This window comes from Actinomycetospora sp. 2LY8.5 (assembly GCF_057180585.1).
Window position 1 is genome coordinate 330,537 of sequence record NZ_JBXUHE010000003.1, and the last position, 12,891, is coordinate 343,427.

At 73.9% G+C, this 12,891-nt stretch carries 9 protein-coding genes; 8 read left to right on the top strand and 1 reads right to left on the bottom strand.

The window, feature by feature from the left end:
• Position 1: 1 nt before the first annotated feature.
• From AC2A1K_RS05970 to AC2A1K_RS06005, 8 genes are read left to right on the top strand one after another with little or no spacing between them, the layout of a single operon-like run.
• On the top strand, positions 2-1,921 hold the full coding sequence (locus AC2A1K_RS05970) for a hydantoinase B/oxoprolinase family protein (RefSeq protein ID WP_483895399.1): 1,920 nt from the start codon (positions 2-4) through the stop codon (positions 1,919-1,921).
• A 28-nt stretch (positions 1,922-1,949) separates the two neighbouring features.
• Entirely contained in the window at positions 1,950-2,210 is a 261-nt protein-coding gene (locus AC2A1K_RS05975) for a hypothetical protein (RefSeq protein WP_337718515.1), read from the top strand.
• A 1-nt stretch (position 2,211) separates the two neighbouring features.
• Positions 2,212-3,795 carry a class I adenylate-forming enzyme family protein gene (locus AC2A1K_RS05980; protein WP_483895400.1) on the top strand — a complete coding sequence of 528 codons (1,584 nt, stop codon included), beginning with the start codon at positions 2,212-2,214 and terminating at the stop codon, positions 3,793-3,795.
• On the top strand, positions 3,792-4,934 hold the full coding sequence (locus AC2A1K_RS05985) for a CaiB/BaiF CoA transferase family protein (protein ID WP_483895401.1): 1,143 nt from the start codon (positions 3,792-3,794) through the stop codon (positions 4,932-4,934). The genes AC2A1K_RS05980 and AC2A1K_RS05985 overlap by 4 nt, the downstream gene beginning before the upstream one ends.
• 34 nt (positions 4,935-4,968) lie before the next feature.
• The gene (locus AC2A1K_RS05990) at positions 4,969-7,944 is read left to right on the top strand and encodes an AMP-binding protein (protein WP_483895402.1); all 2,976 of its coding nucleotides are present in this window, start codon (positions 4,969-4,971) and stop codon (positions 7,942-7,944) included.
• Positions 7,945-7,975: 31 nt separating this feature from the next.
• Positions 7,976-9,166, top strand: a complete 1,191-nt coding sequence (locus AC2A1K_RS05995) for an acetyl-CoA C-acetyltransferase (protein ID WP_483895403.1) — start codon at positions 7,976-7,978, stop codon at positions 9,164-9,166.
• 12 nt (positions 9,167-9,178) lie between these two features.
• Positions 9,179-10,267 carry a CaiB/BaiF CoA transferase family protein gene (locus AC2A1K_RS06000; protein ID WP_483895404.1) on the top strand — a complete coding sequence of 363 codons (1,089 nt, stop codon included), beginning with the start codon at positions 9,179-9,181 and terminating at the stop codon, positions 10,265-10,267.
• The gene (locus AC2A1K_RS06005; RefSeq protein ID WP_483895405.1) at positions 10,264-11,487 is read left to right on the top strand and encodes an acetyl-CoA hydrolase/transferase C-terminal domain-containing protein; all 1,224 of its coding nucleotides are present in this window, start codon (positions 10,264-10,266) and stop codon (positions 11,485-11,487) included. Before AC2A1K_RS06000 ends, AC2A1K_RS06005 begins: the two co-directional genes overlap by 4 nt.
• Here the strand turns inward: AC2A1K_RS06005 and AC2A1K_RS06010 are convergent.
• The gene (locus tag AC2A1K_RS06010) at positions 11,471-12,877 is read right to left on the bottom strand and encodes an MmgE/PrpD family protein (RefSeq protein ID WP_483895406.1); all 1,407 of its coding nucleotides are present in this window, start codon (positions 12,875-12,877) and stop codon (positions 11,471-11,473) included. The genes AC2A1K_RS06005 and AC2A1K_RS06010 overlap by 17 nt on opposite strands.
• Between the last annotated feature and the right edge of the window lie 14 nt (positions 12,878-12,891).

Consider the following 12,891-nt stretch of genomic DNA (forward strand, 5'->3'; position numbering starts at 1 on the left):
CGTGACCACGACAGCCCCAGCGACACCGACCGGGTCCGAGGTCGAGCTCGACATCCTGCGCTACGGCCTCATCGAGGTCGCCCGCGAGATGCTCGACTCGCTGATGCGCAGCGCGTTCTCCCCGATCTGCCGCGACATCCTGGACTGCACCGTCGTCATCCACATGCGCACCGACGAGGGCTGGGAGGTCGCGGCGCTCTGGGAGGGCTGCATGCAGCACGCCTTCGTGGCACCGCACATCGCGAACTTCCTCATGGACGACTGGGACATCGACACGATGCAGCCCGGCGACGTCATCTTCACCAACGACCCCTGGCGCGGGTCGCTGCACCAGGCCGACGTCAACCTGTTCCGGCCGGTCTTCGTGAATGGCCGCGTCGAGTTCCTGCTGCAGTCTACCTCGCACCTGGTCGACCTCGGCGGTCCGATCCCCGGTGGCTTCTCGAACGGGGCGCAGTCCCACTTCGAGGAGCAGCTGAAGCTCCCGCCGACGCTGCTCTACGCGAACGACATCGCGGTACGCCCCACGTTCAACTTCCTCCTCGAGAACAACCGGGTGCCGCACCTCGTGCTGGGTGACCTGCGCGCGCTGCACGGCTGCCTGGTCGTCGGCGAGCGCCAGCTCCAGGACCTCATCACTCGCGGCGGGCTCGACGAGGTGCGCGCGGCCGGCCGTTACGCCATCGACGCCACCGAGGCCAGCATGCGCCGCGGGATCGCCGCCATCCCCGACGGGGACTACACCGCCGAGGACCTGCTCGACGAGGACGGCGTCACCGACGAGCTGATCCCGGTCCGCGCGACGGTGAAGGTGCGCGGGGACTCGATGGAGATCGACTTCTCCGGGTCGGCGCGGCAGCCGCTGGGCAACAGCAGCACCGCCTGGTGCGAGGCGGGCCGCTGCATCGAGGCGGTCAAGCTGATGGTCGACCCCTCGACCCCGGTCAACAGCGGCACCCTGAAGCCGATCGACGTCCTGTTGCCGGCGGGCAGCGTGGTGCAGACGCTGCCGCCCTCGAGCTGCTCGAGCCACGCCGACATCGGCCCGCGCGTGATCAACGTGGTGACCCAGGCGCTCGGGCAGGCCACCGAGGAGTCGTTCGCCTGCGACACCGGCACCGCGGTCTACATCGGCTTCAGCGGCATCGACACCCGGCCCGGGCACGAGGGCACGCCCTGGGGTGCCTACGGGCTCGCCGGCGGCGGCTGGGGCGGGACCTGGAAGGAGGACGGGGTCTCCTTCTGCGTGACGCCGATCGGCAACTGCCGGACCTCGGTGCAGGAGCACGTCGAGATCGAGAGCCCGCTGGTGGTGGCCCAGCACGAGATGCTGATCGACACCGCCGGGGCCGGACGCTTCCGGGGCGGGCTCGGCTCCGTCTACACGATCGTCGCCGAGTCCGACACGCTGGTCACCGTCGTCGCGGACCGGCTGCGCCGCGGGGCGGCCGGGGCGAACGGCGGCGGACCCGGCGCCCCCGCCGTCGGCTGGTACATCGCGGGGTTCGACCTCGCCGCGCACGGCGACCCGATGAACCTGCGCGGCGCCGAGCCGCTGTTCGGCGTGTTCGACGAGCAGGGCCGCCCCGATCCGGTGCACGGCGAGTTCGGCCGCGGCGCCCGCTACACCACGGGCAAGTTCTCCAACCTCGTCATCAAGGCGGGCGACGCGATCCGCCTGATCATCGGCGGGGGCGGAGGCTGGGGCGATCCGCTGACCCGCGACCCCGAGCGGGTGCGCCAGGACGTCCGCAACCGACTGGTCAGCGCCGAGGGCGCCCGGCTGACCTACGGCGTCGTGCTGAGTGACGGTGAGATCGACACGACCGCGACCGAGGCGTGCCGCGCCGAGCTGGCCGCCGCCCGCGACGCCGGGACCTGGGAGGTCCCGATCGCGACACCCCTGGAATGGACCGTCTGACACCCGGCCGACCGAGCAGGAGCACACCATGGCCACCGACCGCCTCATGTTCCCCCGTCCCCAGACCGCGCGCGTCTCGGTCGAGCGCACCCCCGTCGAGGCCGAGTGCCCGTCGTGCGGCAGCCGCGACGTCGCGCGCTACCCCGTGTCGAACCACCTCGGCCCCCGCATGGTCGTCAAGTGCCAGGCCTGCTTCACCCGCCTGTCGGTGACGCGCGGCGAGCCCGAGGACATGTGGCCGGCATGGCGGTCGCCCACGCGTGACTGGCCCGCGTCGCGGGTCGGCTGAGATGTCCGACCTCGTGCCGGTGGGGCGGATGTACGCGAGCACCTTCACGGAGTTCGCCGACCGTCCCGCCGTGCGTGACGAGCACGGCGAGCTCACCTACGCCGAGCTCGGTGTCCGGACGCGGCGTCTTGCCTGCGCACTGCGCGGGCTGGGTCTGGACCGGGGCGCCCGCGTCGTGATCGTCTCGCCGAACAGCAACCAGTGGGCCCTGGTCGACCGTGCCGTCGCGATCGGGGGCTACGTGCGGGTCGCGCTGCTCCCGCGTCTGCACCCCACCGAGCTGACCCAGATCGCCGCGGACGCCGAGCCGTCGGTGGTGTTCGCCGACGCCGACTGGCTCGCCGCCCACGGGCAGGGCTGGCTGCCGGCGGGGGTCGGGACCGTCGTGGCGATGGGGGCCGGCGCGGTGCCCGAGGGTGCCGTCGGGTTCGAGGACCTGGTGGCGGCCGGCCGCGACGAGGAGGCGCCGCTGCCCGACGGCGACGATCTCGCCGCGATCCTCTACACGTCGGGATCGACGGGCCTGCCCAAGGGCGTCGAGGTCACCCACGTCAACGCCGGGGCCCGCATGCGGGGCATCGCGCACGAGCTCCCGGCCCTCGGCGTCCTGGGCGACCGCGCCGTCGCGCTGCACACGGCGCCGATCAGCCACTTCAGCGGGGGCATCAACGAGGCCGTCACCGCCGTGGGCGGGCTCAACGTGTTCGAGGCCGCGTTCGACGCGGGCCGGGTTGCCGACCGGGCCTCCTCGGGGGAGATCACCGTCCTACCCCTGGTGCCGACGATGATCTCGATGGTGCTCGAGGAGCTCGAGCGCCGGTCCGCGCCCACCGGGCGGGTCGGCGCGGTCGCCGTCGTCCCGTACGCCGGCTCGGCCATCCAGCCCGACCGCGCCGCGCGGGCCCACGGCTACTTCGGCGACGCCATGTACCAGCTCTACGGGGCCAGCGAGGCCCAGATGCCGATCTCCGCACTGGCGCCGCGGGACCACGTCACCGACACCAACGACCGCGGGCTGCCCCGGCTGGCGTCGGCGGGGCGCCCGGGGGCCTACGCCGAGGTCGCGATCGTCGACGCCGACCACCGGCCGGTGCCGGCGGGGGAGACCGGCGAGATCGCCACCCGAGGCGCGCACGTCGGGCCGGGTTACTGGCGCAACCGCGGGGCGACAGCCGAGACGTTCCGCGACGGGTGGTGCTACACCGGCGACGTCGGGTACGTCGACGAGCACGGCTTCCTGTTCATCCTCGACCGCCGCAAGGACATGATCATCACCGGCGGGTTCAACGTGTATCCCCGCGAGATCGAGAACGTGGTGTCGGCGATCCCCGGGGTCCGCGAGGTCGCCGTGCTCGGCGCCCCCGACGAGCGGTGGGGCGAGGCCGTCACCGCGTTCGTCGCGCTCGACCCCGACCGCGGCCCGACCGCGGACGCCGTGATCGACCACTGCCGGGGACACCTGGGCGGCTACAAGGTGCCCAAGGCGGTGATCGTGGTGGACGAGCTCCCGAAGGGCGGTACCGGGAAGGTCGACAAGGTGTCGCTGCGCGAACGGCTCTGGGCCGGGCAGGAGCGTCGGGTGTGACCGGCGGCCCCCTGACCGGCGTGCGGGTGGTCGAGATGGCCGGCATCGGCCCGGCCCCGTTCGCCGCCATGTCGCTCGCCGACATGGGGGCCGACGTCATCCGGGTCGACCGTCCCGTCGCCGCCGAGATGCGGACCGCGCCGCCCGAGCAGGACGTGCTCAACCGCGGCAAGCGCTCGATCGTGCTCGACCTCAAGCACCCGGCGGGCCACGCCGCCCTGCTGACCCTGATCGAGGGCGCCGACGTCCTGATCGAGGGCTTCCGCCCGGGCGTCATGGAGCGCCTCGGGCTCGGGCCGGACGTGCTGCTCGCGCGCCGGCCGGACCTGGTGTTCGGGCGGATGACGGGATGGGGCCAGAGCGGTCCCCTCGCCGACACCGCGGGCCACGAGGTCAACTACCTGGCGGTCGCCGGCGTGCTCGGGTCCCTCGGGACCGTCGACGGGCCGCCCCAGGTCCCGCTGCCGCTGATCGGCGACTACGGCGCGGGCGGCGCCTACCTGGTGATCGGTGTGCTCGGCGCGCTGTTGGCGGTATCGCGCACCGGGCGTGGGCAGGTGGTGGATGCGGCGATGGTCGACGGCTCGACCCACCTGTTGGCCGCGACCTACTCGATGCTGGGCGCCGGCGCCTGGAACGACGCCCGGGGCACCAACACCCTCGACGGAGCCGGACCCTTCTACGCCGTGTACGAGACCTCGGACGGGCAGTGGGTGTCGGTGGGCGCGCTGGAGAACAGGTTCTTCGCGATCCTGCTCCACGAGTTGGGGATCGACGAGTTCGATCCCGCTGATCAGCACGACCGGGCCCAGTGGCCTCGCCTGCGCGAGCTCCTGGCCGCGGCCTTCCGCGCCCGGACCCGCGACGAGTGGGCGGAGCACTTCGCGTCCTCCGACGCGTGCGTGACGCCGGTGCTCGGGCTGCGGGAGGCCGCTCGGCACCCGCACGTGGCAGCGCGCGGTTGCGTCCTCGCGGACGGTCGACGGATCCAACCCGGGACCGCGCCCCGGTTCGGCGCGTCCCCGCACACGGCTCCCGGCCCCTCGCCGCGTCCGGGCGAGCACACCCTCGCCGTCCTCGAGGAGGCCGGTCTGCCGGCCCACGAGCTGATCGACAGCGGCGCAGCGCGCGCCGGCTGATCCCACCCGCGAACGCCCACCTGGAAGGTCGACAATGCCGTCGCTCGAGGACCTGCCCGGCCCCTCCTCGCTCATGGGGTTGCTGCGCCGGGTCGGGGCCACCGCCGTCAACGCCACGGACGTTCTCGCGCACGGTGGCTTCGTCACCGACGAGCAGTACTCGCCCTACGAGGTGGTGAGCACCCACCGGGTCCACAAGCTGCGCCGCTACTTCCCCGACGACGTGCCCCCGGATGCGCCCGTGATGCTGCTGGTCCACGCCTTGATGATCTCCGGCGACGTCTGGGACATCGCGCCGGACACGAGCGCCGTCGCGGCCCTGCACGGGATGGGCATCGACGTCTGGACCATCGACTTCGGGTGGCCCGAGCGCGAGCCCGGCGGGCTGGAGCGCACCCTCACCGACCACGCCCTCGCCCTGAGCGACGCCGTCGACGAGGTCAGCGCCGCCACCGGGCGCGACGTCGTGCTGGGCGGGCAGTCCCAGGGCGGCATGTTCTGCTACCAGGTCGCCGCCTACCGGCGCGGCGCGAACATCGACTCCCTGATCACCTTCGGGTCGCCGGTCGACACCCGCGCGCCGATGGGCGTCCCGATGTCGCCCGAGAACGCGGCGGTGCTCGCCAGGGCGTACCTCGCCTCGGGTCTCGCCCGGCGTATCTCGATCCCGGGCTGGGCGATGCGGGCCGCGACCCAGATGCTCACCCCGATCGGCGTCGCCCAGGGCAAGGCGCAGTGGTACGCGAACCTGCACGACCGGGAGCGCCTGCTGCCCCGGGAGCGCCTGCGGATGTACCTCGACGGGCAGGGCTGGACCGCGTACGCCGGGCCGGCCTTCGCCGAGCTGCTCGAGCAGTTCATGGTCCACAACCGGATGCTCGAGGGCGGCTTCGTCTTCCGCGACCGGCTGGTGTCGCTGGCCGACATCGACGTCCCGATCCTCACCGTGGTCGGCAGCGCCGACCTGCTCGCGACGCCCCCGGCGGTCCGCGCGATCCGGAGGGCGGCACCTCGGGCCGAGGTCTACGAGCTCAACGTCCCGATCGGGCACTTCGGCATCATCGGCGGCGCGCGGGCCCGCAAGCTCACGTGGCCGACGGTGGGCGGGTGGATCCACTGGCGGGACGGGCAGGGCGAGTTCCCCGCCGCGCTGGTGCCCGCGGACCGCGTGGAGGAGTGGGACGCCGACGCCCTGAGCGGGATGCGGCGATGGTTCGGGACCGCCGCCGACCTCTCGGTGGGCACCGCGGTCAGCGCGATCTCCGGAGCCGTCGGGGCCGTGCGCGGCGCGGAGGATCTCGTCCGGACGGGGGTCGACCAGCTCGCGCGGCTCGGCGAGCTGGGCGACGTCGGGTCGGGGACGCGGATCTCGCTGGGGCTCCTGCTCGACGAGGCGGCGCGACGGGATCCGGGCGCGATCGTCTACGCCTTCGGCGACCGGGTGATCCGGCACGGCGACTTCAAGCGCCGCGTCGACAGCATCGTGGCCGTGATGCTGGGGCTCGGGATGCGCCCGGGGGAGCGGATCGGCGTGCGGATGGCGTCGCGCCCGTCGCTGCTCAGCGCGCTGGCCGCGATCAGCCGCCTCGGAGCGACCGCCGTGCTGCTGCGTCCCGACGGCGACCTGGCCCGGGAGGTCGCGCTCGGCCGGGTCACCCGCTTGCTGACCGACCCGGAGAACGTGCCCGTGACCGCGATCGCGGACGTGCACTGTTCCGTCCTCGGGGCGGGGTCGAACCGCGACGACCTTCCGGGACACGTGATCGACATGGAGGCGATCGACCCGGCCCGGGTCCGGGTGCCGGCGTGGTACCGCCCCAACCCGCGGGACGCCGAGGATCTCGCGTTCGTGCTGTTCACCGGCTCCGGCGAGGGGACCCGCGAGATGCTGATCACGAACCGTCGCTGGGCGCTGTCGGCCCGCGGCGCCGCCGAGGCCGCGGGCCTCACCGCGACCGACACCGTCTACTCGGTCGCGCCGCTCCACCACTCGTCGGCGATCCTGCATGCGATGGCCGGCGCGATCGCCTCCGGCGCCCGCCTGGCCCTCGCGAGCGGTCCCGACCCGGACACCTTCTGGAGCGAGGTCCGCCGGTACGGCGCCACCCACGTCTCCTACACCTGGACGTCGTTGCGGGCGATCACCGACCGGCCGCCGCACGCGAACGAGCCCGACCACCCGATCCGGGTCTTCATGGGCTCGGGTCTGCCCCGCGGGCTGTGGCGCCGCGTGGCCGAGCGGTTCGCGCCCGCGCGGGTCGTCGAGGTGTACGCCTCGGCGGAGGGCGAGGCGATCCTCGCCAACCCGAGCGGGGAGAAGGTGGGCTCCGTGGGGCGGCCGCTGCCGGGCACCCCCAAGGTGCGGGTCGTCGACTACGCGCTCGCCTCGGGCCCCCACGGGTCGAGCTCCGCTGGCTCCGTCTCCCGGGGCATCGTGACCGACGCCGACGGCTACGCCCGGCCGAGCGCGCCCGGCGAGGTGGGCCTGCTGGTCGTCCGCGGTCGGGGGTCTGCCCGCCAGGACGTGGTCCCGCTGCGCAACCTGGTCGAGCCCGGAGACAGCTGGCTCGCGACCGGCGACCTGTTCACCCGCGACGAGGACGGCGACCTGTGGTTCGTCGACCACGTGCGCAGCCTGATCACCACCGCCGACGGCCCCGTGCTGCCCTCGGTGGTCAGCGGCACCCTGGAGGCCGTCCCCGGGGTCGCCCTGGCCACGGCCTACGGGGTGGGGGACGACGGGAACGACGGGAACGAGGTCCTCGTGGGCGCCGTGCGCCCGCTGCCCGGCGCCCGGATCACCGGTGACGCGCTCGCCCACGCCGTCCGCGGCCTGCCCCGGGCGCAGCGGCCCGCGTACGTCCAGTCCGTCCGCATCCCCACCACCACGTGGGCGCGCCCCGACGTGGCGTCGCTGCGCCGCGGCGGGGTCCCGGCCCCGCGCCGGAACGTGACGGTCTGGTGCCTGGCGGCCGACGGGGAGACGTACGAGGAGCTGCCGCGTGCGTGACGCGCGTCCGTAGATTATATATGATGCGTGGATGCGACGTGCTGCGATCGTGTCCCCCGTCCGCACCCCGGTGGGGGCCTTCGGCGGGGCGCTGCGGGCCGTGTCGGTGGAGGACCTCGCGGCCACGGTGGTGAACGCCGTGATCGAGCGGACCGGGGTCGACCCCGAGCGGATCGAGGACGTGGTGTTCGCGCAGTCCTACGCGAACTCCGAGACACCGTGCGTCGGGCGGTGGGCGGCGCTGCACGCCGGCCTGCCGATCTCGGTGCCGGGCCTGCAGACCGACCGCCGGTGCGGTGGCGGGCTCCAGGCCCTGGTCACCGGCTCGATGATGGTCCAGACGGGCGCCGCCGACGTGGTGCTCGTCGGCGGCGTGGAGAGCATGTCGAACATCGAGTACTACTCCACGACGGCCCGGTGGGGCTCGCGGGCCGGCACCGTGTCGCTCTACGACCGCCTCGACCGCGGCCGGGAGCGTTCGCAGCCCGAGCACCGCTTCGGTGCGATCAGCGGGATGATCGAGACCGCGGAGAACCTCGCCGAGCGCTACAGCATCACTCGGGAGCAGGCCGACGAGTTCGCCGCTGGCAGCCAGCGCCGGGCGGCGGCCGCGTGGGAGCGCGGGGCGTTCGCCGACGAGGTCGTGCCGGTGAGCGTGCCGCAGCGGCGTGGCGAGCCGGTGGTCGTCGACCGCGACGAGGGGGTCCGGCCCGACTCCACGCCGGAGACGCTCGGGAAGCTGCGCACGATCACTCCGGGCGGCACGGTCACCGCGGGCAACGCCGCCCAGCAGAACGACGCCGCGGCGGCCTGCCTGGTGGTGGCCGAGGACGCGCTCGGCGACATGGAGCCGCTCGGGTTCCTGGAGGGCTGGGCGGCGGCCGGCTGCGACCCGGCGTTCATGGGGATCGGACCGGTGCCCGCGGTCGAGAAGCTGTTCGCGCGGACCGGCGCGACCTTCGAGGACCTCGACCTCGTCGAGATCAACGAGGCGTTCGCGGTGCAGGTCCTCTCGGTGCTCGCCGCCTGGGGGTGGCACGACCCGGACCGGCTCAACGTCAACGGCTCGGGCATCTCGCTGGGACACCCCATCGGCGCGACCGGCATGCGGATCCTGACCACGATGCTGCACGAGCTGCGCCGCCGTGGCGGGCGGCGCGCGCTGGAGACGATGTGCATCGGTGGCGGCCAGGGCATGGCCGCCCTGTTCTCGGCGGCGTGAGAAAGGCCTGACGTGGGACCCCTGGACGCACTGAAGGTCGTCGAGCTCGCGGCGGTCGGGCCCGGCCCGCACGCGGGCATGTACCTGGCCGACCTCGGCGCCGACATCGTGCGCATCGACCGGCCCGGCGGCGAGCAGATCGGGCGCCCCGACGCGTCCGACCCGATGCTGCGCGGGCGCCGCCGCGTCGACGCGGACCTCAAGACCGACGAGGGCCGGGCCACGCTGCGCGCCCTGGTCGAGCACGCCGACGTGGTGCTCGAGGGCTACCGTCCCGGGGTCGTCGAGCGCCTCGGCGTCGGGCCGGACGAGCTCCTGGCGGTCAACCCACGGTTGGTCTACGCCCGCGCGACCGGGTGGGGGCGCGAGGGCCCGCTGGCCGACCGTGGCGGCCACGACCTCAACTACCTCTCGCTGACCGGGGCGCTGCACGCTCTCGGCGCCGCCGACGCGTGCCCGCCCCCGCCGCTGAACATGGTCGGCGACTACGGCGGCGGTTCGATGCTGCTGCTCACCGGCGTCCTGGCCGGGCTGTGGCACGCGGCCCGCACCGGGCGCGGACAGGTCGTCGACGCCGCGATGATCGACGGTGTCGTCGGGCTCTCCCAGAAGGTGTGGTCGCTGCTCGCGCAGGACCGCTGGGTCGACGCCCGGGAGTCCAACGTCATCGACGGGCACGCCCCGTACTACCGGACCTACCGCTGCGCCGACGGCGGGTTCATGGCGGTGGCCGCCATCGAGCGGAAGTTCTACGCCCAGCTCCTCGACGGACTCGGACTCGACCCCACCGACGTCCCCGACCGCGACGACCGCCACGCCTGGGGACGGCTCGCCGCGCGCTTCGAGGAGGTGTTCGCCACGCGGACCAGGCCGGAGTGGGAGGCCGTGTTCGCCGACCTCGACGCCTGCACGACGCCGGTGCTGTCCTGGAGCGAGGCGCCGCACCACCCGCAGATCGCGGCACGGGGCAGCATCGTCCACGCGCACGGCGCCCACCAGGCCGGGCCCGCCCCGCGCTTCTCGGCGACGCCGCCCGCCCTCCCCGCGCCGATGGCCGACCCGATCCCGCTCGACCACGTGCTCGCCAGCTGGGCGCCGTGACCGTCGCCGAGCACCTCCGTCCTGGCGACACGGTCGTCGTCGGCCAGACCGTCGCCGAGCCACCGGTGCTGGTGGACGAGCTCGTCGACGCCGCCCGGACCGTCGAGGGCGTCACGGCGGTGTGCGGGTACGTCACGAGCGACGCGTGGCGGCGGGCGACCCCGGGGCACCCCCGCGTGGTCGGCTACGCCGCGGCCGGTGCCGTGCGCACGCTCGCCCCCGGCGTCCTCGACTACCTGCCGGTGCACCTGAGCCGCATCGAGGACCACGTCACGTCCGGCCAGTTGCCGGTCGACGTCGTCCTGCTGCAGGTGGGTCCGGCCGACGCCGATGGCTACCACGACCTGGGTGCCGCGGTCGACTACGTCGCCGCCGCCGCGCAGCGGGCCCGCGTGGTGCTCGTCGAGATCCACGAGGACATGCCGCGCACGCGCTCGCGGTCCCGTCTCCACCGGTCCCGTATCACCGAGGCCGTGCCGTCGCGACGGCCCCTGCCGAGCGCCGCCGCCCGTCCGCCGAGCGCGACGGACCGGGCGGTCGCGGCCGCCGTCGTCGACCTCGTGCCCGACCACGCGGTGATCCAGATGGGCATCGGTGGGCTCCCCGACGCCGTCGCGTCCGGGCTGAGAGGTCGGCGGGGCCTGCGCGTGCGCTCGGGCCTGGTGGGGGACTGGCTGCTCGAGCTCGCGCGCGCAGGCGCCCTCGCCGAGGGTCCGGGCACGGTGGTGGCCGGCATGGCTCTCGGCTCGCCCGAGCTCTACGCCTTCCTCGACGGCCACGACGGCGTGGAGTTCGCGCCGGGCGCCGACGCGAGCGCCGTCGACAGGTGCTCGCCGTTCGTCTCGGTGAACTCCGCGCTCGAGGTCGACCTCCTCGGCCAGGTCGGGGCGGAGTTCGTCGGTGACCGGCTGGTCGGCGGCGTCGGCGGCCAGGTCGACTTCTTCCGGGCGGCGCACCGCGGCGGCGACGCGAGCGCCGCGGTGGTGGCCCTCCCGTCGGTCACGCCGACCGGCGCGAGCCGCATCGTCGCCCGCGTCTCCAGCGGTGTCGTGACCTCGTCGAAGAGCGACGTCGACGTCGTGGTCACCGAGTGGGGGGCCGCCGACCTCCGGGCGTGCACGGTCTCGGAACGGCTCGAGCGCCTCGTGGCGATCGCGCACCCGGACCATCGTGACGCCCTGCGCGCCGGGGCCCCGCGCTCACTCACTCCGCGGGGGTGAGCGGGCGCAACAGCGACGCGACGACGTCGTCGACCTTCTCGAACGCGAGGATGTCGTCGATCATCCGGTCCACCGTCCCGGCGTCGAGCGGCAGCACGGAGAACGGCACACAGGAACGGAACTTGTCGGCGACCTCGTCCTCGCTGAGCGGGTTGTCCGGGTGCCCCTTCACGTACACGTACTCACCGGTGATCGTCCGACCGTCGCGCAGCGTGGTGGTCAACCGCGCTCCCCAGGCCGGGATCGAGGGGTCCTCTTCAGCGGTGACCCGCGTCATGAGCTCGCGGACGTCGGCGCGTCCCCGCGCCTCCGGCGAGTAGGACTGCACGAACACCCTCCCGTCGTGGATCGCCGTGGCGATCGCATAGGGCAGGCTGAACTGGCACTCCGGGACCGTCCGGGGCTCCCACTTGCGGTCGGTCGGCTCGCACACCGCGCGCCAGCCGGAGGTCGACACGGCGACGTGGACCGAACCGATGTCGGGGGCCGCGAAGCCGTGGGTGTCCATCTGCGCGAGGGCGCCGTCGATCGACGAGTGCGAGAAGTAGCAGGCGCTGTGGCGCTTGGTGGTGATCCGGGTCATGGCCCAGTGCTCACCCAGCCCCCGTGTCAGAGCTTCCGGGTCGGTCTCCCACCGTGCCGTGCTCAGGAACCCGTTCGGGCCGGCCAGGACCTCCTGGCGAGGACCCGTGATGCCTCGCTCCGCGAGCTGGCAGGCGGTGATCGCGGTCTGGCAGACCAGCCCGTGGTGCACCCGGACCATGAGGGTCGCGGGCGCGTAGATCGCCATCGTGTGCGGCTGCGTCATCGTCCGCGCGATGCCCTGGGCGTTCTCCAGCTGCTCCTGGGAGAACCCGAGGAGCTTCCCGACCGCGGCGACGGCTCCGAAGACGTAGTGGCCGCCGCAGTCGCCCGCCGGCACCGCCTGGCTGATGACCCGGTAGGCCGACCCGGCGCGCACCAGCACCTCCTGCCCGACCACGAGGGCGGTGAGGAACTCCTCGCCGGTGACGTTCGCCCGCAGCCCCGTCGCCGCGAGCAGGCTCGCCACGACGTACTCGCTGATGTGTCCGGCCTCCTCGTGGAGGTCGCCGCAGTCCATGGCCCGCGGCATCGGACCGATCGCGAGGGCCGCCTCGGCCGCCGGGACCCGGCCGCCGTGGAACGGCAGCAGCGACTCCGGCTTGCCGCCCCGGTCCACGACCAGGCCGACGATCTCGGCGATGCCGTCCATCCCGGAACCACCGATCGTCACGCCCATCCCGTCGAGCAGGGTGTGCTTGGCGTGCCGGAGGACCTCCGCCGGGAGGTCGTCGAAGCCGGTCTGCACCACCATGCGGCACAGCGTGCTCATCGGGTCCTCGGACCCCTCGATCTGGAACCCGGGCATGCCGGGCCTCCCTC